The sequence below is a fragment of the Ignavibacteriota bacterium genome (genome assembly GCA_019637995.1).
Classification (GTDB): Bacteria; Bacteroidota; Ignavibacteria; order Kapaibacteriales; family UBA2268; genus JANJTB01.
In genome coordinates, this window is sequence record JAHBUQ010000002.1 from 734,481 (window position 1) to 759,354 (window position 24,874).

General features: G+C 35.1%; 20 protein-coding genes. 14 read left to right on the plus strand and 6 right to left on the minus strand.

All coding sequences use genetic code 11. The features are described 5' to 3' along the window. From KF896_09035 to recA, 7 genes are all read left to right on the plus strand, one after another. Positions 1-3,306, plus strand: coding sequence for a flagellar hook-length control protein FliK (locus tag KF896_09035; GenBank protein ID MBX3043849.1), 3,306 nt, complete (start codon positions 1-3; stop codon positions 3,304-3,306). Positions 3,307-3,337: 31 nt separating this feature from the next. After that, a complete protein-coding gene (locus tag KF896_09040; protein ID MBX3043850.1) occupies positions 3,338-4,024 on the plus strand; it encodes a hypothetical protein in 687 nt (228 codons plus the stop codon). A 29-nt stretch (positions 4,025-4,053) separates the two neighbouring features. Further along, the gene (locus KF896_09045) at positions 4,054-4,440 is read left to right on the plus strand and encodes a flagellar protein (protein ID MBX3043851.1); all 387 of its coding nucleotides are present in this window, start codon (positions 4,054-4,056) and stop codon (positions 4,438-4,440) included. A gap of 136 nt (positions 4,441-4,576) precedes the next feature. Further along, positions 4,577-5,920, plus strand: a complete 1,344-nt coding sequence (locus tag KF896_09050) for a flagellar hook protein FlgE (protein MBX3043852.1) — start codon at positions 4,577-4,579, stop codon at positions 5,918-5,920. 756 nt (positions 5,921-6,676) lie between these two features. Next, positions 6,677-7,498 carry a T9SS type A sorting domain-containing protein gene (locus KF896_09055; GenBank protein MBX3043853.1) on the plus strand — a complete coding sequence of 274 codons (822 nt, stop codon included), beginning with the start codon at positions 6,677-6,679 and terminating at the stop codon, positions 7,496-7,498. Positions 7,499-7,574: 76 nt separating this feature from the next. Further along, positions 7,575-9,038, plus strand: a complete 1,464-nt coding sequence (locus KF896_09060) for a T9SS type A sorting domain-containing protein (GenBank protein MBX3043854.1) — start codon at positions 7,575-7,577, stop codon at positions 9,036-9,038. 127 nt (positions 9,039-9,165) lie between these two features. After that, positions 9,166-10,233: a recombinase RecA gene (recA, locus tag KF896_09065; protein MBX3043855.1), complete on the plus strand. Its 1,068-nt coding sequence runs from the start codon at positions 9,166-9,168 to the stop codon at positions 10,231-10,233. A gap of 150 nt (positions 10,234-10,383) precedes the next feature. Here the strand turns inward: recA and KF896_09070 are convergent, their stop codons facing one another. Both KF896_09070 and KF896_09075 read right to left on the minus strand, forming a co-directional pair. Further along, positions 10,384-11,148 carry a cytochrome b/b6 domain-containing protein gene (locus KF896_09070; protein ID MBX3043856.1) on the minus strand — a complete coding sequence of 255 codons (765 nt, stop codon included), beginning with the start codon at positions 11,146-11,148 and terminating at the stop codon, positions 10,384-10,386. Further along, the gene (locus KF896_09075) at positions 11,145-12,596 is read right to left on the minus strand and encodes a hypothetical protein (GenBank protein MBX3043857.1); all 1,452 of its coding nucleotides are present in this window, start codon (positions 12,594-12,596) and stop codon (positions 11,145-11,147) included. The genes KF896_09070 and KF896_09075 overlap by 4 nt, the downstream gene beginning before the upstream one ends. Positions 12,597-12,840: 244 nt before the next feature. On the opposite strand from KF896_09075, the gene KF896_09080 reads away from it, so the two are divergent. From KF896_09080 to der, 4 genes are all read left to right on the plus strand, one after another. Then, positions 12,841-13,260 carry a DUF3592 domain-containing protein gene (locus KF896_09080; GenBank protein ID MBX3043858.1) on the plus strand — a complete coding sequence of 140 codons (420 nt, stop codon included), beginning with the start codon at positions 12,841-12,843 and terminating at the stop codon, positions 13,258-13,260. A 133-nt stretch (positions 13,261-13,393) separates the two neighbouring features. Then, complete coding sequence (locus KF896_09085; GenBank protein ID MBX3043859.1) at positions 13,394-13,987, plus strand: hypothetical protein; 594 nt, start codon at positions 13,394-13,396, stop codon at positions 13,985-13,987. Between the two features lie 99 nt (positions 13,988-14,086). After that, positions 14,087-15,388: a GWxTD domain-containing protein gene (locus KF896_09090; GenBank protein ID MBX3043860.1), complete on the plus strand. Its 1,302-nt coding sequence runs from the start codon at positions 14,087-14,089 to the stop codon at positions 15,386-15,388. A gap of 14 nt (positions 15,389-15,402) precedes the next feature. After that, positions 15,403-16,728 (plus strand): ribosome biogenesis GTPase Der, encoded by a 1,326-nt coding sequence (gene der, locus KF896_09095; GenBank protein ID MBX3043861.1) that lies wholly within the window; start codon positions 15,403-15,405, stop codon positions 16,726-16,728. A gap of 9 nt (positions 16,729-16,737) precedes the next feature. Here the strand turns inward: der and xerD are convergent, their stop codons facing one another. Continuing rightward, positions 16,738-17,667, minus strand: coding sequence for a site-specific tyrosine recombinase XerD (gene xerD / locus KF896_09100; protein ID MBX3043862.1), 930 nt, complete (start codon positions 17,665-17,667; stop codon positions 16,738-16,740). Positions 17,668-17,673: 6 nt separating this feature from the next. Continuing rightward, positions 17,674-19,887 (minus strand): HDIG domain-containing protein, encoded by a 2,214-nt coding sequence (locus KF896_09105; GenBank protein MBX3043863.1) that lies wholly within the window; start codon positions 19,885-19,887, stop codon positions 17,674-17,676. A 103-nt stretch (positions 19,888-19,990) separates the two neighbouring features. Between KF896_09105 and KF896_09110 the strand changes: the two genes are divergently transcribed. The 3 genes from KF896_09110 to KF896_09120 all read left to right on the plus strand — a co-directional run bounded on the left by KF896_09110 (position 19,991) and on the right by KF896_09120 (position 21,720). Further along, a complete protein-coding gene (locus tag KF896_09110) occupies positions 19,991-20,689 on the plus strand; it encodes a 16S rRNA (uracil(1498)-N(3))-methyltransferase (protein MBX3043864.1) in 699 nt (232 codons plus the stop codon). A gap of 5 nt (positions 20,690-20,694) precedes the next feature. Beyond that, entirely contained in the window at positions 20,695-21,042 is a 348-nt protein-coding gene (locus tag KF896_09115) for a thioredoxin family protein (protein MBX3043865.1), read from the plus strand. 63 nt (positions 21,043-21,105) lie between these two features. After that, the gene (locus KF896_09120; GenBank protein ID MBX3043866.1) at positions 21,106-21,720 is read left to right on the plus strand and encodes a hypothetical protein; all 615 of its coding nucleotides are present in this window, start codon (positions 21,106-21,108) and stop codon (positions 21,718-21,720) included. Positions 21,721-21,723: 3 nt separating this feature from the next. On the opposite strand, the gene KF896_09125 is transcribed toward KF896_09120, so the two are convergent. Both KF896_09125 and KF896_09130 read right to left on the minus strand, forming a co-directional pair. Further along, the gene (locus KF896_09125) at positions 21,724-23,139 is read right to left on the minus strand and encodes a flippase (protein MBX3043867.1); all 1,416 of its coding nucleotides are present in this window, start codon (positions 23,137-23,139) and stop codon (positions 21,724-21,726) included. After that, entirely contained in the window at positions 23,140-24,867 is a 1,728-nt protein-coding gene (locus tag KF896_09130) for a DUF1957 domain-containing protein (GenBank protein ID MBX3043868.1), read from the minus strand. It lies immediately after the preceding gene. Positions 24,868-24,874: the final 7 nt, after the last annotated feature.

Consider the following 24,874-nt stretch of genomic DNA (forward strand, 5'->3'; position numbering starts at 1 on the left):
ATGCTTACGAATATTTTAAAATTTGATGCTGATTCTTTAATCGGCAAGTTGATTAAAAAATCTAAATCTGCTACGGCTGAAAAGTCCGGTGGCAAGCATCCTGCTATAAGCTTCTCGGGATTATTGGGTATTTCGGAAAGCAATTTGGCTGGCAATGATGCAAACAAGACCGAAAAAACATCTCTATTTGCAACATCAGGGAAAAACACTTTTTTTGAAAATGGTGAAAATCATAATTTGAACCCAAAAGATTTACTTAAATCAGATATTCTAAAAGTAAATTCTAAAAATTTATCTGAATTGACCGGGACAAATGATTTCAATGAGTATCATGTTTCTAACTTGAATTTTGCAGAAAAAAACAATTTTGAAATTAATGTAAGTGATTTACCAACAAAAGATTATTCCAGTGAAAAGGGAGGACCTTTAAAGCATATTGTTAAAAAAGAATTGTCCTTGCTTAACGAAGAAATTGTTGGCAGAGGATTCAAAGAATATTCAGGGCAGAATTCTGACAAAGCAGATGTTTTTTCTGATAATACTTCATCGAAAAAATCACCTGCACATCTAATTGTTTCAGATAAAATTGAAGCAGATATTGTATCAAATCGCAATTCTGAAATTCTAAAATCTGACGGCGTTAATATTTTGAAAGATGCAATTACTCCTGAAAAACCGACTGATTCAAATGAAGTAAAATCAGCAATCAGACCGGATACCAAAATTCCCCGAGTAGACATTAAGCAGAATTTTGCTGAAGCTGTAAATATTAATCCGAAAGAAATGAAATCTGAAGGCGTTAATATTTTGAAAGATGCAATTACTCCTGAAAAACCGACTGATTCAAATGAAGTAAAATCTGAAATCAGCCCTGATGCCAAAATTCCACGCGTTGATATCAAACAAAATATTGCTGAAGCTGTAAATATTAATCCGAAAGAAATGAAATCTGACGGGGTTAATATTTTAAAAGATGCATTCACTCCGGAAAAGCCGACTGAATCAAAAGAATTGAAATCAGCAATCAGCCCTGATACCAAAATTCCACGCGTTGATATCAAACAAAAATTTGCTGAAGCTGTAAATATTAATCCGAAAGAAGTGAAGGCTGACGGCGTTAACATTTTGAAAGATGCAATTACTCCGGAAAAGCCGACTGAATCAAAAGAATTGAAATCAGCAATCAGCCCTGATACCAAAATTCCACGCGTTAATATAAAGCAGAATTTTGCTGAAGCAGTAAATATTAATCCGAAAGAAATGAAATCTGACGGGGTTAATATTTTGAAAGATGCATTCACTCCGGAAAAGTCGACTGATTCAAAAGACGTGAAATCTGAAGTCAGACCGGATACCATAATTCCCCGAGTTGACATTAAGCAGAATTTTGTTGAAGCTGTAAATATTAATCCTAAAGAAGCGAAATCTGACGGGGTTAATATTTTAAAAGATGCATTCACTCCGGAAAAGCCGATTGATTCAAAAGACGTGAAATCTGAAGTCAGACCGGATACCATAATTCCACGCGTTAATATTAAGCAGAATTTTGCTGAAGCTGTAAATATTAATCCGAAACAAGTGAAAACTGAGAATAATATTTCATCAAATGAAGCGAAGCTAATTGATTATAAATCAGATATTAAAGATATAAAAGTTGAAATTAAGCGGGAATCGGTCGTTTCGCAAACTGAAAAAGTAATCTTACAGGATGTAAAATCACCTTTAAAATTAAATATTGAAACCCCTCCAACCGATAAAATTGTAAATTCTAAAGATATTGTTATAAATAAGCCTGACAATACCGAACTATCAAAGAATGATAATAACTTACCGCCAAATAAAGATTTCAGTACTAAAAGCAGCGCACTGAATAGCGATGTACTTTTGAGATTGAATAATATTCGGTTCGTGGATAGTTTATTCACAGGAAAAGATTTTAATCCGATAAATATTCAGCCGAAATTTCTTAATAATCAGCCGATTGAAAATATATCCAAAGGTGAACTTAATCTGCAAATTAATAATATGAAATTTGTACAGAATATTATCAGTAATGGTAAATTAAGTGAATTTGAACAGAATACTAAAAGCACAGAGCCACTGAAAATATTACATTCTGACAGCATCAAAACAGAAATTGAAGAAACTAAGAATAGTGCAGAACTAAGCCCAAAAAATGATATTCCGAAAATTGCGAAATTGCTTGATAATATGTTCAATACTTCAGCTTCTGATAATTTGCAAATTGAAATTAATTCAAATAATAAAAATATTCAAAACATTTCACCAATAAATAGTACTCCGAAATTTAAAAGTGAAACTCAAAATGATAAGAATCCATCAAATTCTCCGAAAATTGAAATTCAGGAATCAAATGTACAATATTCTGCATCATTAATTGAAAGTTCAGACTCAGGCGAGTTAAAAGCATCGTTGCAGGAGGATAAACCTACTTTTACTGACAAAATTACCAGCAAAGATGATGTTATGATTTCCAACAAGCTCACTGAACTCAAAGAGCCTGTTTCTTCAATAACTTCAATGATTAATAATAATGTTAATCAGCCTGAATTAGTTCAAAATTCTATTAAGAAGGTAGAAATTAGTCCTGCTTCTGAAGTTAAAAGTTCAAGCTTATCTAAGCAAAGTGAATTTTCAAATTCAAATAATGGTGGCGAAAATTATACAGGATTTGGAAATACAGATAAAAATAGCAACAGCAATCAGTCAGAAGAATTTCAGAAAAAAGCATCAAATCCATTCATCAAGAATTTGGAAAATGCTTCATCAAGGCAGCTTAAGTCTTCAAATCAGACTCAAGCTAAACCTGAAATGCCTTCGTATATGACATTTACAAGGGTTAAGCTTGGCAATATGCCGGGAATTCTTAGTGATATAGTTTCAAATTCAAGCGGAAACTATATCGGTACAGCTAAATTGATTCTTACTCCAAAGTCACTTGGTACGATATTTGTGGAAATCAATGTATCTGAAGATAGTGTAAAATTGAATTTCAAAGCTGACAGCCGTGAAACAACGAAAGCAATTGAAAGTAATATTGCGAATCTTCGGGATAAAATTGAATCAAACGGCGTTAAGATTGAAAATATAAATATCAATCATTTTACCGGCGAGCAGAAAAAGGATGCTTCTGCGCAAAGGGATAGAAATAACGAAACCGGTAACAGAAATAAATCAGGGGTATTTGATATGGATAAAATACTCAATGAAAAAGAGCCCATTGATATCGAGCCGAAAACAAGGCAGAGATTTGATCAGGGCAATTACATAGAACAATATATATAATTTACTAATTTAGCAACAGGAGGTTGCATAAATGACTGAAGGAATCAGCATGAATACTGCCACTCCGGCTCTTGCCGCAGGAAGTGGAGCCGTTTCTCAGAGTGTCGTCGGAAAAGACGAATTTCTGAAATTGCTCACTTTTCAGCTAAGGAACCAAAATCCTCTTAAGCCTTATGACAATCAGGAATTCGCGGCTCAGCTTGCACAGTTTTCTCAGCTTGAGCAGTTGGTTGATATCAGGTCGCTCATTGAAGAGCAAGTTTACTCTAATAGTGTACTAACCCAAACTATTGCAAACTCTGCTCTCCCGGGTATGATAGGCAAGAATGCCAAAGCCATGACCAACACATTTGATTATGACGGAATCAATAAACCGACTCTTGGATATGACCTGCCTACTAACGTTGAGTCAGCAAGACTTGTCATTCGTGATGCCGGGGGTAGAATTATCAAGCAAATCGAACTCTCTGATGAGAAATTAAACATGGGCAGTCACAAAATCCTATGGGACGGAACTACTGACAGTGGAAGCACTGCAGGCGGAGGTAAATATACTTTCAGCGTCGAAGGTAAAGACAAAATTGGTGGCAACTTCTCTGCATATACGTTTTTATTTGGTAAAATTGAGTCTGTAAGATTCAAAGCAGAGGGTACAATGCTTGTAATTAATGGTACCGAACTTGCATTAAACAGTATTTCAGATATATCAGGAAACTAAAGCTATGAACTATTTAGACGGAGGATAATATGTTGGAAATTGGCGGTGTATCCGTTCCTTTTCTGCCGGTAAGAGGAGTAGGTGAAGGCAACTTCATCGAAAATCAAGGAGGCAGAGTAAATCACGGGACGCCGTTTAGCGAAGTTTTTGCTGAAGAACTCGGCAAAATCAAATTCTCGGGGCATGCTTTGACCCGAATGGCAAGCAGAGATATTGGGCTTTCGGATGGAGAGATTACCAGACTTGAAAGTGCAATTGAAAAAGCAGAAGTGAAGCAATCAATAGATTCACTTGTAATGTTGGACGAGAAGGCATTCATTGTCAATATCCCAAACAAAACTGTTATTACAATGTTCATGAGGGATAATATGGATGACGGAATCGTTACGAAAATTGATTCGGCAGTTTTTGCCTGACTTTTTTTAGGGTTGGACCTGCTTTCTGAGCAATTGCATCATTAAGCCGGAAACCCTCCGAATCCTGAACGACAGAGGGATTCATTCTTTGAATAAAATATTATGTTAAATTTATAAATTCCGGAGGGAATTAAAAATGGCTATTTCAAGGTCACTTTCTATCGGTGCAAGCTCTCTGAGAGCTCACCAGCTAAAATTCGATACAATTTCGAATAATTTGGCAAACTTAAATACTATTGGTTACAAAGGTAACCGCGCAAATTTTGAAGAGCAGTTCTATCAGGTTGTAAGCCAGGGTCGCTCTCCTGAAAGTGTTGACGGTATTGGTACAGGAGGAACTAACCCATTGCAGTTTGGACTTGGTGTCAAACTCGGTTCGATTTCTCAGGATATGGCTCAGGGTACAATCGAAGCTACAAATCGCCCGCTGGATCTTGCAATTCAAGGTGAAGGCTTTTTTATCTATAATCTAAACGGACAGAATATGTACAGCCGTGCAGGTAATGTAAGCCGTGATAAAAATGGATTCCTTGTTGACTCATCAACAGGTGCTATTCTGCAAGGCTATTCTGTTAAAGCTGATGCCTCGGGTATTGTTAGCAAAACTAACGGAGTCAATGACTTAGTCGGTACAGTAGGAAATTTGAATATTCCAAATAATATCATCTCTGCACCTAATCAGACCCAGATTGTTAAAATGACAGGCAATTTGAATGCAAATAACCCCAATGGTGCTGAAAAAGTAACTACTATAAGTGTTTATGATAACGTTGGTGGTGTGCACGAGCTCAAATTGACATTTACTTTTGATGTAGGTGCTGACCCATTAGACCCAACAGATGACTTTTATGCTATTCAGGCTCAGATTGATGGAGTTGATATTGATTTGAATGATACAACTCCTGCCGTTATAAGTCAAATTGCATTTAATACGGATGGTACAATTCAGGCTCCATTTTCACTCAGTTTGCTTCAGGCAGACCTCGATACATTGCTACCGGGCAGATTTGATAATGATATTGTTGTTCAGCTTGCAGATCCTAATCAAATTACAGCAGGTATAACAAATTATGCCGCTCCAAACTCAGCAACATTTACTGAGCAGGACGGTTATCAGGCTGGCGGTTTGATTGACCTTTCAGTTGATAGTCGCGGTCAGGTTTGGGGTGCGTTTACAAATGGCAAGTCTGAAAGATTGGGGCAGGTAGCGCTTGCAAAATTCACAAACAACGAAGGACTTGTTCGTAATGGTGCAAACTTCTACCGTGAATCACCAAACAGCGGTATTCCTAATGTCGGTACAGCAGTTGATATTTTTCCATCTACTGCAGTAGCAGGTGGGGCACTTGAGCAGTCAAATGTTGATATGACTGTACAGTTCACTGATATGATTTCTACTCAGCGTGCTTATGAAGCCGCTGCCCGTACAATCACACTCAGCGACCAGATTCTGAATGAAACCACTAATCTGAAGAGATAATAGCAGAAAATAATACAAAAAGCATTCTCCTCATACATATATCCCCCGCAGAAGATACATTCAATGTACTTCTCGGGGGCTTTTTTGTATTATTTGTTTTAAAATCAACCATATAATCCATATTATTTTTAATGAATTGATAGATTTAAAATTTTATTTGTATAATATTCAGAAATTACTTATTTTAGTAAAAAGATAATGGTAACTAAGAAAAAATATGATTTTGATTAGTAAATATCATAAAATTTATAGTAACATTGCCCTAACTCTTGGGGCAAAAATATATCTTTTTGCCATATTGTTATCTGCATATTTCAAACGCTTAATCTCTCCTTTATTACTTCAACTGAATATAGATTTTTTGTTTAATAAATTTTGTCTCAACGAATTCTCAACGAATTCTCAACGAATTCTCAACGAATTCTCAACGAAAAGTATTCTCACAAAATTAAAATATTTATTTTATTTGAGGAGCTTAAAATTCCCGGAATTACGATTTAGCGGCAGATAAGATTTACAAAATATAAATCATTTCTGTCGCAAAAAAGGGAAACAGCAGCGACTTCGCTTTAAAACCTGAAGTCCGTTTTTTGAATTTTTGACAATTTCTTATGTGAAATTGTTGAGCTAATAAAAATTAAATATTTTTTGAAAAATATCGGAGAATTTAAAACGAAAAAGATTATATTAATAGTATTTGTATTTATAATTTTATTTCTACAAATCAAAGCGGTAGAACCACCACCTCCATGCCCTATGGATTGCCCAAATTCTGAATGGGCTTTAGAAGTATTGGTTATCGAATGGAATGAATTCATCAATTTTTGTCCTGATATTCCTTTTGGATGTACCATTACAATTATTTTTTGGCATAGGCATGCTCAATGCATTCATCACTATCAGTTAATTAATGCTTATGATGTTCAAATAAAGGAGATTTACTATCATGAAAACTGTCAGTCTCCATGTCTTAATATGAAAGGTGTAGAAGCTTTTTATACTTTTGCATTAACAAAATTAAATGACTGGATGGTAGAAGAATATGATATTTCTTATGATTCAGAAAATCCATATATTTATAGAGCAGTAAATATTCCATGTTGGTTCAGAGGAATTGAAAATGGTGTAGAAATTATTAAGTATTGTCCTGATGTGAATCCGCAATGCTGTTGGAAGCAATATTTAGTAAAGGATACATATCCAAAGTATGAATTAATTGATGCATATATTCCGGAAGGTGCCCCATCTCAATGTTACTTAGCTCCTTGGCCTTGTATTTACATTTGTGATAAGGATTCAATTTTTGATCCCCCACCTCCAAATTGCAAGCAATTTATGCACAATGATTTGACAAGTGACAACCTGGATATTAATACGTTAATTAATTTGGAAATTCTAAAGAATGATAATTACATAATCGAAATATATGACTTATTAGGTCGTATGATTTTGACTAATTCTAGAGAAGAAAAATACTTTTTGATTCAATTAGAAAATTTAAAAACAGGTGTGTATCTTTATTTAATAAATGATAAATTAAAGAATACCAAGAGTAAAGGAAGACTTTTAGTTAATTAGTTATAAAAACCGTAGGGCTAATTATTCTTTTTTTGGCTTGAGGATAATTAGCCCGATTTAACCGAGGAGTAGTATCATGAAAAACATAAAAAGATTGATAGTTGTAATATTGTTGAATACATTTTTTTTACCAGTTATCTTAAATTCAGAATATACTTATAAACAAATATTCAATTTTAAAGATTTACTGAATACGACTCAACCAATAAGAATGACATCACTTACAAAATATAACAATAATTTTTTAGTAACTTTTAGATTCGACAATAGTAATTTCATTTATTTATCTGAAGGAGAAAATATTTTTAATTTCATATTGAAGGATACATCCAAATATATTTTTATAGAAAAGGATGGTAAACTAATTAAAACACATTATTTGGATAGCATGACTGCGCAGATTAGTGCTTCCATCACAACTTCAGACAATGTACTATTGGCAAGAGCTCATGGAATTATTAGTAAAATTGACTTTGACAACTCTATATTAGTAAATGACACTCTAACAACGAAAGATCAGCGTTTTGGAAGAATTGATTGTGTTGATAATATAGTATTAGCAACTACCAACAATGTTAATATTGGTGGACAAACAAGTCTTTTTTTATCAAGTGATAATGGAAATAGCTGGGAGAATTTATATATTGAAAATTTACAAAGTTATGGATTAGATACTAATTATCAATCAATTATTTATCGTGTAACAAAATTAAGGAATAACAAAATATATGCATTAACAAATATTAGAGATACAAGAAATCTTTACTTAAATCACTATCATTTTTTTAGTTCAGAAGATTTTGGAAGTTCATGGCAAAAATTATTTGATATACATACAGAAAAGCAATATATTAAGGATTTTGAAGTCAGCCCTACCGGTAATATTATTACAGTAGGTTCGAAGGAAAGACTTGATACAGAAGTTGGAGTTAAATATTACGAATGGATAGCAAAATCTACTGATAATGGAAAGACCTGGTTTGATATATTGTCTGATTCTACTATAACATCTGCGCAACTTGAAAATATACAAATTAGGAATAACCTGATAATTACACATAATTCATTCCATACTTACTACTCTTATAATGATTTTGAAGATATTAATATTATCAGAAGCGCACTTAATCATGACTTATTCATTAAAGATATTTATATTGAAGATGAAAAAACAATATACGTATCAAGTATTAATGAAGGATTAATAGGTAAGTTTAATTTTTTAAATACTTCAATAAAGGATAAGATTAATTCTGATTTAATGATTTTCCCTAACCCCGCAAGCGATTTTATTACAATCCAACTCAGCAACAAAGGGCTTCAGCCCTTTGCAGCAGTAGATAAAGTGCAAATATTTGATATGCTTGGATTGGAGGTAGCACAGACGCCCTCGTCTGTGAATAATATGAAAAATACTCAGACGGGGGCGTCTGAGCTACTAAGAATTGACCTATCTCATTTGCCGGCAGGAGTGTATTTCATCAGGATTAATTGCAGCAATGGAGCTTGCTCCATTGTCGAGAAATTTGTGAAGATGTAGAAGCAAAAATTTTACATTTTATTATAAACAACATTACAGTTTTCTCAAATAATTAATATAATTTTTCAATTAGATTTTTTTTCCGTAATTTTGTTTTTTAAATTTTTAACCAAAACAAATAATAATTATGGCAAAAGAACAAGCAAAAGAAATCACTTCGTCTGCAAGTAAATCAGTTAGCGAGAAGCTGAAAGCAGTTCAAATAGCGATAGACCAGATAGAAAAAGCGCATGGTAAAGGCTCAATTATGCGCCTCAATGACCAGCAGGTCGTTCAGGTTGACGCAATATCCACAGGTTGCCTTTCTCTGGATGCGGCAATAGGTATTGGTGGTGTGCCACGTGGCAGAATAATAGAAATTTTTGGTCCCGAGTCATCGGGTAAAACAACTGTGTGCCTCCATGTAATTGCTGAGGCTCAAAAAACCGGCGGTTTAGCAGCTTTTGTTGATACCGAGCACGCTCTTGACATTAATTACGCTCAGAGACTTGGACTCGACCTGAATAATTTGCTTCTCTCACAGCCTGAATTCGGAGAACAGGCGCTCGAAATCGTTGAAACGCTTGTACGAAGCGGGGCATTGGATGTTATCGTGGTTGACTCAGTAGCGGCACTTACTCCAAGAGTTGAAATCGAAGGCGATATGGGCGATGCACAAATGGGTTCGCAGGCAAGACTTATGTCTCAGGCTATGAGAAAGCTAAATGCTGCTATCGGCAAATCCAAAACTACAGTAATTTTTACAAATCAGCTCAGAAGTAAAATTGGTGTGATTTATGGCAATCCTGAAACAACTACCGGCGGTAATGCTCTGAAATTTTACGCTTCAGTGAGAATTGATATTCGCCGTAAGGAAGTTATTAAAGATGGGCAGGATATTACAGGTAACCGTGTTCGCTGCAAAATTGTCAAGAATAAAGTCGCTCCTCCGTTCAAAGAAGTAGAATTTGATATCATGTACAATGAAGGGATTTCAAAGATGGGCGATTTGATTGATGTTGCCACTGAATTCGGCATCGTAGCTAAGAGCGGATCATGGTATTCATATAAAAACGAAAGAACTCAGGGACGTGACGGATTGAGAAAACTATTAATCGAAAATCCTGAGCTTTACAAAGATTTAGAAAGTGATGTTAAAGAAAAACTAAGCCCAAAAGCTGTAGCTAAAACTAATAATAGCGTAAGTGCTGAGTAATTTATCGTTGCTTTATCCGAATAAATCATATTTTTGAAATTTGGATTTTGTATATTGTTAATTCTTATTCGTTTGACTATTACAAAATTAAAAAAGTGGGAGACTTTGCCAAAAATCTCCCACTTTTTTTTGTAAAATAATAGTGAAATATTATTTCTTTTTTATCTCTTTAGTTTCAGGATTGTAATCTATGTCTTCTTCTTTCCTGACTTCATAATCTTCGTGTGCCTCAACAATATCAGTATCATCAGTATATTCGGTAACATCATCATGTTTGATAATCAGTTTTTCAGGTTCTTCTTCGTGCAAATGATGGTATCCGTCAATCATAGATTTAAAGTTAGCAGAAATAGTTTCTCCATGAGTGGCAAGATAAATGTGCCCGAACATAAATACACTAAGGAAAAACCCGACAACAATGTGTAAAATCGCCATGGGCCAAACTCCACCCATGCCCATAACATTTGCAGGAGCAAGCTCGGGAAACATAAGTAGCCACCCCGAGATGATTACCACCGGCATAAGAAAAAACATAATTCCAAAATATGTCAGTTGTTGCAAAGGATTGAATTTCAGTTTTTCGCTGGTATGATATGGGTGATCATGCCCCATAAATACACCATAAACATAATATTTGCCCTGATTGAACATTCTTTCAAACATGTTCTGCATAGTTGGTATGTAATGTTTGTAATTCCCGCTGACGATATTGAATATTGTGTAAAAAAGGAATATCACACTTATTATCACACCTGCGATATTGTGAGTGTACATCGCTATGCTAAATGGCAGGAACAGTTCATTTGTATCGGAATAGTGCATACTAATTCCTGAAACAATCAAAATTATAAATAGTAGGGCATTAAACCAATGCCAAATTCTTAACCAAAGTGGATATAAAAGTACTTTTTTCATTTATTGTTCCCTGATTTCTTAGATTTCCAACGTAAGAATCCATGAATACCGATACCTAAGAATGTCATTGCAAAAATGATAACGCTCAGAGTATCTAAATAAATATTCCTTGTTGTTCCAATGACGTAAGCATCACTGAGAAGTGTGCCGTTCACAAATCCGTATTTCATTCTGGATTGCTTTTTCTCGTGAACATAAAGCTGGGACATAAGCCTGGAATTAGTAGAATGGCATTCTTCACATTGTTTGACAGTTTTACTCCTGTCAAGAATATTATGATGTAAATCCTTTCCCTCGTGTGAAGCGTGGCAGTCAACACAGCGCACTGTTTCCCAGTGCTTAACCTGATTAGGCATCCATTTGTGAGCATCTTCAACTGTCGCAAGCCCGTACTTCTTCATCATAGCAGCGTCAGAGTGACAAGCTACACAATAAACCATCTTATTATTTACAACGACATTGAATTTCATCCCGGAAGTTGTAAATGCTTGCTCAGGTACATCCGGTACTGCATGAATGTTATGCTCGCCATGGCAGTATGTGCAAGTAGGGACATCCTTGAAACCCTTTATTACACCTTGACCATGAATCGAAAGCATATATTCATCAGTAATGTCTCTATGACATTTGCCGCACACGTTATGAATATTTGACTTATGAATTGTTGAAGTAGGAATATCTTCTTTCTCAAGTCTATGAGCGCCGTGACAGTCCACACAAACGGCGGCTTCAGCATTACCTCTCAGAATCGCTTGTCCATGAACACTCTTTTCATAGTCAACAAGTGTTTTTGCGTATTTACTTGGATTATGGGGTTGATTCATATGGCAATCAAGACAAAGCTTTTCTTGATTCAACTTAAGCTGACGCTTATCTAAAAGATGACGTTTTGTTACAGGTTGTGAGTGGCAATAAATACAAGTCGGAGCATTAGGGTTGTCGTGAGTCAATTCAACAAAATGCTCTGATACAAGATGCTCTTGCATTATTTTCGGGTGACATCTTCCGCAAAATTCAGTTGATTTAGTAAAGTGAAATTCTGATGTAGGCAATTTTTTAGATACTACATTATGTGTTCCATGACATCCTTTACAGTTTACATCAGCACTACCACCGGTTCCTTTTGCACCAAGCATCTGTGGGTGAAACTTATGGTCTTTTTCAGGATTTGTATGACAACTTATACAGTTTACTTTATTCATTGGAGTTTTGTGCGGTATATCAAACGGGTCGAAACCTTCATGACAATCAACGCATTTCAAACTTCCATGGACTGAACGGGGAAGAATAAATCGTTTTACAGTCAATGGAACTGTTATGCCATTTCTTTCCATAGTAATGCCGGAATCATCGTGACAATCATAGCACGTTGAGTTGTCTTCACCATAAGCTTTAAAGCCAACCAGCAGCACTAAAATTACCGTTATTTGTTTGATAACATTATTCATGATATTTTTTCTCAAAATCAGTCAAACTTACAAATGTAAAATTATCATTTTTTTTTGATATAACAAAGCGATTTTTGATTATTTTTCAAAATTATGACATTATATTGTCATATTGTCATTTTTACATATAAAAATGACAGAATATCGTAACTATAGTGCCTTTATTTTGACATTTATACATAATATTATAATAGGAATTGAATATTTACGTAGTTATATTTAATTAAAATATTCAAGGTTGCTAATGGATAACTTTATACCGGTTATAGGAATAATTCTTATAGCTATATCAATATACCTTTTCAAAAAGAAACGGGAATTCATTGCAAATTCAGTTGAAACAGAAGCCTTAGTAGTAGAATTGATAGAAGAATATAGTATGAATTCTGACTCCTATAATAATTACATATATTATCCAGTATTTGAGTTTAAGGATATTTATGGCAATATCATCAGGAAGAAACATAATCGCGGGAGTTATCCGCCGGCTTATCAGGTTAATTATCGGGTAAAAATACAATACCAGCCAAACAATTCCGAGAATTTTGTAATTGCAAGCGAGAGCAATATGGTAGCTTTAGGAGTACTTTTATTCGGATTATTATTTGTGGTAGGTTCTGTTATTGGTTATTTGGAAGAAAATTTCGGCTGGGATTTATTTTAGAATTTTACAATAAAAAATCACCTTTTGTTTCAAAATTAATAAATATTTTTTTTTTCAATCATAAATTTAGTAATTTTGAATAATTTTCTTAAGTAAAATTTAACTGACTTTCTAATTTGAACAATATTATTAAATGAAGCTCAAATCAATTATTATTTTATTATTATCAATTACAATAGTGTCGTGTAGCGAAAAGCTCAAGTCGCTTGATGATACAGCAATTGAAGTAAGTGCAGTAAATGGTGAAGAGCTTAGCTTCTCCAAGAATATTGAATTTGAACATCGCCGATATTTTATAGCCACCGGAGGTTATGGCAGCATCAGATATTTGTGTATCCGGTTAAGTATGAATAGTCAATTACTTGGCAAAATAGATGATGAAATCGAGGGTTCGATCTATGAAACAATGACCGGAGATTTAAACGGCAATTCCAAACCGGAAATTATGCTGCTTTGTATTAATAACTCATATAAGGGTTTTGTTGATATAGTAGGCTATGAGTTCGATGGCAAAATTTTCAGGCGTTATGATTTGCCCCCTCTTGATTCTGATTTAGCTTATGGCTACGGCGGTAACGACCATTTTTATATAAGTAAAAGTAAACTCATTCGAGAGTTTCCGATACTTAATACCCAGCCCAAAGCAAAAAGAAAAATTACATATTCATTGAATAAAAATCTGGAATTTAGTATTGAAAAATTTGATGAAATTAAATATTTAGAATAATCTGACTTGGTGAAAAAAAATATTTCCTTCTAATAACAAATAAATATTGATTTTTTTTGTCTTACTGTAAATAAATTAATATAAATTTTTTCTATAATTATGAAGAAATACATACTTACAACTATATTATTATTCTTAAGCACAGGATTAATTTTCAGTCAAAGAATCCCTAAAGAAGTAGTAGAAAATTTCTACTTTGATGTGGTTGTATTTCAGGGTGACACTTTAAATACCGGAAGAGTGGATGTATATGTGTTGGTGCCATACCAAACACTTAATTTTGTAAAAAGCGGTGGTGTTTTTGGTGCTTCTTATGATGTTGATATTCGTATAACAGACACACTTGGTAACCGTATTGAATCAAGTCGCTATGAGCGAACTTTGCGGGAGGAAGATTATTTTGTAACACGAGGCGGTACTGCTGGATTTGATTATACTCAATCTATATTCAACTTAATGCCCGGGAAGTATCGTGTTAATGCAAGCATTACCGATAAATTCAGCAAACAGTTGCATGAGAAGAACAGAATCATCACAGTACTGGATTTTGGTGAATTTGATTTTTCCTTAAGTGGTATTTTGCTTCTAAGTTCGATTGAAGATATCGGTGGAAAATTTAAAATTACACCACATATATCTGACAATATCGGTAATTTCTCAAATGGTTTTTTTGCTTTTTTTGAATCCTACAAACCTCGCAAAGATTTGGATTCAGTTGATTATGTATGGGAATTTATTAACAGCAAAAACGAAACTATTGCCTTCAGCGACAGGATACGAAAATTTGCCGGAAATGATAAAAACCAGACTTTCATCCATATTCCAAGGGTTGATGAAATGACAAACGGAACTTATATTTTACGCATAACAGCAAAAGAAAAAGATACAACTAATGACCTGAAATCTGGCACTACGCTTGCTGTTACTCAGCGATCAGTTACATATTTAAGAACTATTGGCGGCAGTGTTCTGGCAGATTTAGATATAGCCGTACGTCAATTGAGATATGTTGCATTTGGATCTGATATAGATTTTATAAATGAGGCTACTACTACAGGTGAGAAGCAAAAGAGATTTGAAGCATTCTGGAAAAAGCTTGATCCCTCACCGGGAACGGATAGAAATGAGGCATTCGAAGATTACTATTCGAGAATTGATTACGCTAATCGTGCCTTTAAGTCCTTTCAGGATGGATGGCTTACTGACAAAGGTATGGTATATATAATTTTTGGACCACCTTATTCTACAGACCGACAGAATAATTTTAATGACGGCAGAATTTACGAAAGATGGTCTTATATGAATAATCGCGAATTTATCTTTGTAGATAATTCCGGCTTCGGTGATTTCAGAATGATACGTCCTATGAGCATCACCGAAAAATACAGATATGACAGATAATAATTGGAGATAATATGAATTTAGTAGCTATTGTAGGAAGACCTAACGTAGGCAAATCAACACTTTTTAACCGACTTTTAGGACACCGTGAAGCAATTGTAGAGGACACTCCCGGTGTTACCCGTGACCGAATATATGGTGTTTCCGAATGGAATGGTATTCGCTTTATGGTAGTTGATACAGGGGGCTTCATACCCGGAAGCGAAGATGATATGGAAAGAGCAATCCGTGAGCAAGCGATGATAGCCATTGAGGAAGCCGATTCAATAATTTTTCTTACAGACGGTCGCGATGGCGTAACTCCATTTGATACAGATATTTCCAATATTTTACGAGCAGCAAGCAAGAAAGTTATTTTGATTGTAAATAAATGTGACAATACAATCCAGGATAATTTTTCTCATGAGTTTTATAAATTAGGTCTTGGAGAGCCATTTCCTATTTCCGCTCTCAATGGACATAATACAGGTGATTTTTTAGATGAAGTTGTAAAGGGGTTGCGTGATTTTGATCCCGATGAGCAGGATGGACGTCTCAAGATAGCAATAGTCGGAAGACCAAATGCCGGAAAATCAAGCATTAGCAATGCTCTTACCGGTAAAGAACGCTCAATAGTAACAAATATCCCCGGAACAACACGCGACTCTGTTGATTCTGTTATTAAATATTATGGCGAAGATATTGTTCTGATTGATACCGCAGGTTTGAGAAAGCGCTCTCAAGTAAAAGAAAATATTGAGATGTATTCAATGCTCAGAACTTCAAGAGCTATCGAAAGATGCGATGTTGCAATTGTTGTGGTTGATGCAGAGCGTGGCATGGAAGATCAGGATAAGAAAATCATCAATCAGGTAAATGAAGCCAGAAAAGGTATTTTGATTGCCGTAAATAAATGGGATATAATTGAAAAAGAAACCAAAACTTCTGAAGAATGGATCACCAAAATCAAAGAAGATATGAAAACTTTTGATTATGTTCCGATTGCATTTGTTTCAGCTGTTACCAAACAAAGACTTTTAAAGTTGCTTGATATGTGCAAAGATATTCGTGACAGAAGACTAAAGCGAATTAAAACATCCGAGCTGAATGAAACAATGCTGAAATTACTTGATGCAACACCACCACCTTCAGTCAGAGGTTATGATTTAAGGATTAATTATATTACTCAGGTTGGCGTAGAGCCTCCGGTTTTTGCATTTTTCTGTAATCATCCGCAGCTTATACCTGATTCATATAAGCGATTTGTTGAAAGAACAATGAGAAGAAGTTTTGATTTCTCCGGAACTCCAATTTCTTTTATTTTCAGACGAAAAAACACACCTTGGGACGAGAGAGATTAGAGCAAACATTTACGCTCTCGGATGGAAAGTTCTGTGCACCTCTTTGATGAAGTCTCTGTCAATATGAGTATAGATTTGTGTCGTTGATATGTCTGAGTGACCAAGCATTTCCTGAACTATACGAAGATCTGCACCGCCTTCAAGTAAATGCGTTGCAAATGAATGTCTGAGCATGTGAGGATGAACGTGAACTTCGAGTCCGGCTGTCCTTGCATAAGCGTCTAATATTTTCCAAAATCCCATTCTTGATAGTGGTTTTCCTCTCTGATTCAGGAAAATCACATCATCAGTCAAATATCCCTTCAAAAACAGAGGTCTCACTGCACTTTGATACTTACTAATCCAAAAAAGTGCCTCTTCTCCGACAGGAACAATTCTCTCCTTGCTTCCTTTTCCAAAAACCCTGATAATTTCACTTTCGGCAAGAATATCTCTTTGCTTTAGATTTATAAGTTCTGAAACTCTCAGACCGCTGGCGTACATTGTCTCAAGCATTGCTCTGTCCCGAATTCCGGGAATGGTGGTTGTATCTGGCTGATTTAGAATTAATTCTACTTGATTTATGCTCAATGTTTCGGGTAGCTTTCTGCCTTTTTTGGGCATATCTACAATTTCAGCCGGGTTACTGCTAATCTTTGCTGATGATAGCAAAAAATTATAAAAGCCTCTTATGGTTGACAAATAACGCATTCTGCTTGAAGAGCCAATTCCAATATCATCAAGACTTTTCAGGAATTCTTGAATAAAATCTGTTGTAGAGTCGCGATAAGAAACAACATTTTGAGAAATTAAAAATTCTGCATATACTTTCAAATCATGAAGATATGAGCTATAAGTGTTCATAGCAAGCCCTTTTTCTAATGAGATGAAATTCATATAGCTTTTCAAATCTTTTAAAAAAGTCTGCGGAATTTTCGGGAAATTTTCCGGACTACTCATATAATTCTACTTTTTAGGAATTTCTTTGTAATTAACCCTTTTGTGTGTCATACCAATAAGATTTTTTGCAATTACTCGACGAATTTTTGTAAGGTCATCAAGCGTAATTTCGCATTCATCGAACTGACCGTCGGTTACACGTTCATGGATATTCTTCTCGATTATACTCTCAATTTCATCCAGAGATTTGGAATCAAGTCTTGAGATAGCTTCAGCAAAATCGCAAATCATTAGTATAGCTGTTTCTTTGCTTTGAGGTTTTGGTCCGGGATATCTGAAGTCATTTTCATTGACTTCAAAGCTGTCTTCAGCAATTTCAAGTGCTTTAGCATAGAAATGCTTTACAAGTGTTGTACCATGATGCATCGGTATAAAATCAATCAATCGCTGGGGCAGGTGAAATTCCTGAGCGAGTTTTATGCCTTCGTTAACGTGTTCGATTATAATCTTTGCACTTTTTTTGGCATTCATAATATCATGTTTATTATCCATCCCTATTTGATTTTCAGTGAAATACTCTGATTTTGCCATTTTTCCAATGTCGTGGAAATATGTCCCTACTTTTGTTAGTAGAGGATTTGCTCCAATTTCCCGGGAGCATCTCTCAGCAAGAATAGCAACCGATAATGTATGCTGATAAGTACCCGGAGCTTTCTCCGATAACATTCTTAAAAGTGGATGGTCTAAATTATCAAATTCTTTAATTCTGAGGTCGGTCGAAATATTCGAAAATCGTTCAATAACAAAAAGCAAACCGAATGTGATTAATGGTGCCATAATTGAATTAATAAAACCAAATACGACTCCGGTCAGAATCTCCTCAAGTTTCATTGTACGCTCAGCTCCAAATACAAGCAATGTAACAAGAAATCCAAGGAAAATATAGAAAAATGATAAATACATCTGGGTGCGGCTTTGGATATCTCTTACAGTATATGCAGCAATTATTCCTGTGAATATCATAATTGTACCGGTTACATAGTCATTACCCCTTATACCTGCCAGAAGAAGCGACATAGTAACTGTAGCATAGAATGCTGTTCTTGAGTCATAGACAATTGCCACAAGCATCGAAAGAGCCGGAATCGAAATCAAAAGTTCAAGAGGATATTGTGTATGTATTTGATTCGAAAGCCAGGCAAGTGCGGAAGTAGCGACCAAAACCATCATCAAAATTATTAGCTGGGTATTATCATCAAATATTTTACGGCGAATTATTAATATGTATAATATCAGGATGGAACAAAGAATTGCCCCGTGACCAATTCCACCAAGATAATATAATATATCAACTTGTGCATCGCCTGTCATAAATACTGAACTTTGGTAAGAACTTATTTTTTGAATATTTTCAGTTGTTAGTTTTTCGCCGTTCTGAATAATTATTTCACCCTTTTTCACATATCCTGAAGTCCTTGGGACACTTGTCATAGCAAGTTCAATGGATTTATCGGTTAGCTCTTTGCTGAATATCAGATTATGAGTATTAAGTCTGCTTAAAATTTCAAGTACAAGTGGTCTTAATGACTGAGAAACTCCTGTCTCAATAATTTTCTCGGCATTTATCAAAAATAAATTTTTGTCAGTTAGATTTGATACCGGTAGGATTGTAAATTCGTGCGCCGAAGTTTTGACAGAAATTTCCTTAGCATTCATTTTATCAACTGTAATATTGATAAAACCACTCTGAAAGGATTTTTTCAGATATTGCGAAACAACTTTTTCAATCTTTTTAATCTCAGCATCTTTTTGATTTTTGTTGAGACTCAGAAGAGGCTTGACAATACGTTCCGGAAATGAAAATTCCGGTGAGTCCTGCGGATTGTTTTCAATTTCATTAAGCACTAATAAGTAATTATCTAATTTATTAAGCATTGATTCTTCGATACTTTCATCAAGAATGAATACAGTCAGGGCGCTCTCGGCAGCTTTCTTCCGCTGTTCAAGGTATTCATTTTGTGGCTTGTATACAGGAAAAGAAAAATCTGCGACTAGTGGGGCTCCTTCCCATACATTACCCGGAACAATTCTGTAATCGGGTGTATCGTAAGGCTTTTTGTCAATATTCAATACAAAGAAAATTCCAGTCAGAAGCACGGATATTAGTAGTATTAAAATTTTAGATGTAAGAGTAGAAGGATAACTGATCTTATCAATATAATTTTCAGCTATTTTCTTTTTGCTTAACTTACTGAACAATGTTTCTTTTAATTTTGACATTAAATTACCAATTATTTGTTTTATTTCAAAAACTTATTTAATTTTGAAGAATTTAAAAATACATAATTAATTAGTTATTGACAAATTATTTCCAATTATATTTATGGAATGTCTATATATTTCAGAATTAAATGAAAAAAGTACTTTAATCAAGTTGAATTCCGAAGAGTCAAAGCATACAAAAGCATTGAGGATTTCTAAAGGAGATGAACTACTTGTTACCAATGGTTGCGGCTTAACTGCCCTTTGTGTTCTCGAAGAGATTTCTAAATCCGGCAATCTTCTCAGATGCATAGATTTCAGGAAAAATTCAAATGAAATAGGTTACGAGATTACTCTTGCAGCCGGCATTTTGGATAATACCGACCGTTTTGAATTTATAATCGAAAAAGCTGTGGAATTGGGTGTTTCTGAAATTGTACCGCTTATTACAAAACACTCGGGCAGTAAGCAGGTGAGATATGACAGAGCTCAATCGAAAATAATCGCAGCTCTCAAACAGTCTAAAAGAAGCAATTTGCCTACTTATACTGATGCTGTTTATCTTTCCGATCTTTTTGGCAAGTTTGACAATTGGGATGCGGTAATTTTGGCTGATGAAAAGGGTAGCAATGAAATTCGCTTAGCTAATTGTAAGAAAATTCTAATTCTATGTGGTCCTGAAGGTGGGTTTTCAGAACTTGAAATTCAGGAAATTAATAAATCTAATAACCTGAATAAAATTAAATTATCTTCAACAAGACTTAGAAGTGAAACTGCTGCAATTGCCGCTTTGAGTGTAGTTTTATTTAACTTAGAATAAGAAAAATGAAAGAAAATATTAAAGAAATTACATCTTTTGATGAGCTGAATAATGAAATTTCCAATAAATTAATTTCATTAGTTTATCTTTCTCACCAAAATTGCAGTGTTTGCAAAGTATTAAAGCCCAAGATATCAGAATTACTTACTGAGGAATATCCAAATGTAAAAATGCTTTATGCTGATATTGAGAAAATACCTGAAATAAAAGGACAATTCAGCGTTTTTGCAGTACCGACAATAATCTTCTTTATCGAAGGCAGGGAAAATTTCCGTAGAAGCCGAAATATTGGAATTGGCGAGTTACGTGATTTGATTGAAAGACCCTATCAATTTCTTTTTTCGGAAGAATAAAAATATTTTTATTCAATATTCGGTTAACATTTTTGATTGTTTCACAATTTCGCATATATAATTATGAAATTCATGTCCGCCCTAATAATATTTAGTTTTTTTCTTTTTTCATGCTCGGAAAAGCCGGAAATTATTATTGAAGACCCGGTACCTTCTGATGGTCAACATGTTGATATTTCAGTTGTTTTAGGGCAATTCATACCTGATGGTTACGAAATACTTGACAGTATGCCGGAAGATATAAATGGTGACGGTACTGCAGATATGCTCTTAATCCTGAAGCATAAAGATGAAGGGAATATTGATGATGAGATGTTATTCAATGCTCCAAGACCTTTCATTTTACTTACCGGTAACTCAGACCGTACTTTTTCATTTGCAGCAAGAAACGATAATGTGATATTATGCCAAAAATGTGGCGGCGCAGTAGGCGACCCTTATGTTTCCGCATTTGTCGAGGACGGCAAAATAATTGTTGACCATTTTGGCGGTGCTTCATGGAGGTGGTCAAAAACAGCAATATTTGAGTATAATTCTTCAGAAAGCAGATGGGTGCTGGCTGAGTATATAAGGGAAAGCTATCATCCTTCAGATCCGGTTCAGGTGCAAACTGTCCACAAAACCAAAAAAGATTTCGGACTGGTATATTTCGAGGATTTTAATATTTATGATGAGTAGAAATTATCTAGAGATGAGAGACTTTATTTCGCTGATTTTTATGATTTTTAAAAGTAAAATAAGCCCTAAAAATACAGCTAAATTTATTATAAAAGCCAGATAAATATTCATTCCGGCTTCAATTAATGTGTAGCCCAATAGAAATGCGGGTATTCCTGTCATAATTACAGACAGCAGGTTTTTTATAAAAAGTGATGATTGCAAACGGCGGTATATAAACATAATTACAATCATTACAGCAAGTTCGCAGACAATTGTTGCTATCGCTGCACCGATATAGCCATATTGTGGAATAAGCAAAAAATTGAATATAATATTAGCTGCAAGACCTGCAAGATTAGCATAGATAACAATTTTCTCATTATTCCAAGCAATCAGAGGACTCATAAAACTTGTGCTGATATACTGAATAAGCACCGTCAGAGAAAGGTATTTCAAGATTGCCTGAGATTCGGCGTATTTTTCACCTAATACAGCAACAACAGCGGGAGAAAATACATAAAGTGAAAATGACATTATTACTCCGGCAATTAAATTAATTACAACAAACCGCGATACAATTTTGTTTCTCTCCTCTATTCCGTTTGTTTTAGCAAACTGTGGAAAAAATGCACCCTGCAATATTCCTGCCGGAATAAGTAAAAACACGATTATCTGAAAAGCAGCTCCGTAAATACCTGTCTGAACATCACCATGATAATATGAAAGAACCTGCACGCCGATAATGCTGTAAAAAGTTACAATTAAAAAAACAAAACCTACTCTTGCAGATTGCCAGAACATATTTCCCCAACTTGGGATATTGAAGTTAAGTTTTGGCATTCCGTAGGATTTGATATAATATATTAACATCCAAGCGGAGTTAAGAAGCATAGAAATAACAATAATCCAGACGGCAGTTATCAGGTCGTTTTCGTGTCGGACAAATATTATCAAACCTAATAGATTGAGCAGGTTTACAAGAACACTTCGGATTGCGATAATGTGCATTCTTTCAATTGCCTGAAAAACCCAGTTCAGAAGTACTGCATTCCCAAAGAGTAAAAGTCCGTAAATGTATGCAACAATGCGTGTATTGATATCAATATTACCAATATCGGCAAATAGTTCTAGACCTGCAACAAGCAAAATATAGCAAGTTGTGGCAATTGTCAATCTGATTGAAAGCACAGAACCAACATAATATTGCATTTGGCTTCTGTCACGAGCAACTTCTCTGACTCCGACTTGTTCAAAACCGAGCCAGACAAGTACAAGCAAACCCTGAACAAAAGATTTGGCTAAAGTAAAAACACCATTATTTGCAGGACCTATCACGCGAATTAAATATATCGTAAAAATAATAGCAAGTCCCTTACCGGCTAATTCAGCTGCAGTAAGGGAGAAAGTATTTTTTAGGATTTGTCTTCCGACGCTCATTTAATTAAACAGTTCTTGCCACCACTCAAGTTGAAGCTCAGGAAATACTGAATTACGTTTTTCGGTTTCTTCTAAATATTTTAAATCAGGATTTTGAATTTCACCGTTCGCTGCATATTTTTCGAATAAATCGCAAAGTCTGTTGAAATCCGAATGATGATATGTAAATCTCTGCTCTGAATAATCTCTGGCAGATTGTGTATAAATTAAAAACTGCCAATCTGAGCTATGCAATAGCATCAATTCACGTAGCGCCTGCAATGCAATGCGTTTCTGTGTGGCATTTTGAGTGTTTAACGGGTATGCTTCAAATAAATTATTCAGTCGTAATTCATCGTTATAAATGGATTCCCATGTCCATGTATTTTCCGGATTAGACCATACATCATGATTATTGTTCTCGCCCCACGAGCCTTCAGGGAGCTGGACAACTTCACGTGGTTTAACTGCAAGCAATTGCTCTGAAGCAGTTACAGCATTGACATAAGGCGAATGATGAAGCCCTTTGAGTACTGCTTTGATGAACTCAGGTCCTTCAAACCACCAATGACCGAATAGCTCGGTATCGAAAGGTGTACAAACTGTGCTCAATTTTCCGGTTAGATTATTGAAATGATTGCTTGTGTTTTCGACATGATGAATAAAGTGCATAGCTTGCTTGTCGGCTTTGTCATAAATCCAGTCAGGATGATAAAGCGTCTTATACATCATATCAGCTTTTGTATCTGTGACTCTCCAGTATCTGAGCCAAGAATTAACGTGTTTTTTGTGGAAATCGAGATAATCCGGTTCTCCGGGATATCCAACTTCACCGCTCCATACCTGCATAGATATGTCCTGATGTCTTGAAAATGCTACTGCAGTTCCGTATCCGGTTTTTTCACTTGAGCTGACATTGTAAATTCGAAGAGGTGACTTATCAAAATTACCCATTCCGTGATGAAATTTGTCAGAATTTATACTGATAAATTCATGCTTCTCATCATCAGCAAATACTCCAAGAGGATTAATTCTTTGAATTAAATCCTCATCAGTTACAAAATATTGAATACCATGAGCCGCAAGAACTTGCTCAACACCTGTACGAAGCCTTTTTGTATGGAAAGGCTCGACAGGTAAATATGTATGCCATTCATAAGATGGTCTGTAAGCACATTCCGGTAGCCAGCAGCCACGAGGAGCTCTTCCGAAATGTTTCTTGTAATTTTCAACAGCCGCTTTAATCTGCAAATTCACACTCTTGTCATAGCCCAAAAGAGGCAAGTAACCATGAGTTGCTCCGCAGGTCATAATCTCGATAGCTCCTTTGTCCTGAAGCTCACGAAGTCCTTTTATAACCGAAGAATCATATTTATTCAGATAATCACTTTTACGTGATTGGAACCAGTCTTCCCAGTATTGTGTCAGCCAAATATGGTGTGGGTCATATCCCCAATTTGTGAAGTCTTCTCTGTCCTGACGGGCAGCTGCTATCATTTTATCGCAGTATTTGACAAATTCTTTTTTGAAATCCGGATGCTCTAACTGCTCACAAAGAACTGGTGAGATGTCAAGAGTAACTCCCGGGCGAATTCCTTCGGCTGATAAATCATTAAATACGTTTAGAAGTGGGATGTAACATTCTGCAACGGCTTCATTCAGCCAGTCAACTCCATGAGGAGCAGTGCCATGATGAAGTACCCAAGGTAAATGGGTATGCAAAATAAGTACAAAATTACCTGAATGCATTATTAAT

Bases quoted from the DNA above. Each gene is read 5' to 3' on its own strand.
- KF896_09035 (MBX3043849.1), top strand. From the start codon at position 1: ATGCTTACGAATATTTTAAAATTTGATGCTGATTCTTTAATCGGCAAG.
- KF896_09040 (MBX3043850.1), top strand. From the start codon at position 3,338: ATGACTGAAGGAATCAGCATGAATACTGCCACTCCGGCTCTTGCCGCA.
- KF896_09045 (MBX3043851.1), top strand. From the start codon at position 4,054: ATGTTGGAAATTGGCGGTGTATCCGTTCCTTTTCTGCCGGTAAGAGGA.
- KF896_09050 (MBX3043852.1), top strand. From the start codon at position 4,577: ATGGCTATTTCAAGGTCACTTTCTATCGGTGCAAGCTCTCTGAGAGCT.
- KF896_09055 (MBX3043853.1), top strand. From the start codon at position 6,677: ATGGATTGCCCAAATTCTGAATGGGCTTTAGAAGTATTGGTTATCGAA.
- KF896_09060 (MBX3043854.1), top strand. From the start codon at position 7,575: ATGAAAAACATAAAAAGATTGATAGTTGTAATATTGTTGAATACATTT.
- recA (MBX3043855.1), top strand. From the start codon at position 9,166: ATGGCAAAAGAACAAGCAAAAGAAATCACTTCGTCTGCAAGTAAATCA.
- KF896_09070 (MBX3043856.1), bottom strand. From the start codon at position 11,148: ATGAAAAAAGTACTTTTATATCCACTTTGGTTAAGAATTTGGCATTGG.
- KF896_09075 (MBX3043857.1), bottom strand. From the start codon at position 12,596: ATGAATAATGTTATCAAACAAATAACGGTAATTTTAGTGCTGCTGGTT.
- KF896_09080 (MBX3043858.1), top strand. From the start codon at position 12,841: ATGGATAACTTTATACCGGTTATAGGAATAATTCTTATAGCTATATCA.
- KF896_09085 (MBX3043859.1), top strand. From the start codon at position 13,394: ATGAAGCTCAAATCAATTATTATTTTATTATTATCAATTACAATAGTG.
- KF896_09090 (MBX3043860.1), top strand. From the start codon at position 14,087: ATGAAGAAATACATACTTACAACTATATTATTATTCTTAAGCACAGGA.
- der (MBX3043861.1), top strand. From the start codon at position 15,403: ATGAATTTAGTAGCTATTGTAGGAAGACCTAACGTAGGCAAATCAACA.
- xerD (MBX3043862.1), bottom strand. From the start codon at position 17,667: ATGAGTAGTCCGGAAAATTTCCCGAAAATTCCGCAGACTTTTTTAAAA.
- KF896_09105 (MBX3043863.1), bottom strand. From the start codon at position 19,887: ATGTCAAAATTAAAAGAAACATTGTTCAGTAAGTTAAGCAAAAAGAAA.
- KF896_09110 (MBX3043864.1), top strand. From the start codon at position 19,991: ATGGAATGTCTATATATTTCAGAATTAAATGAAAAAAGTACTTTAATC.
- KF896_09115 (MBX3043865.1), top strand. From the start codon at position 20,695: ATGAAAGAAAATATTAAAGAAATTACATCTTTTGATGAGCTGAATAAT.
- KF896_09120 (MBX3043866.1), top strand. From the start codon at position 21,106: ATGAAATTCATGTCCGCCCTAATAATATTTAGTTTTTTTCTTTTTTCA.
- KF896_09125 (MBX3043867.1), bottom strand. From the start codon at position 23,139: ATGAGCGTCGGAAGACAAATCCTAAAAAATACTTTCTCCCTTACTGCA.
- KF896_09130 (MBX3043868.1), bottom strand. From the start codon at position 24,867: ATGCATTCAGGTAATTTTGTACTTATTTTGCATACCCATTTACCTTGG.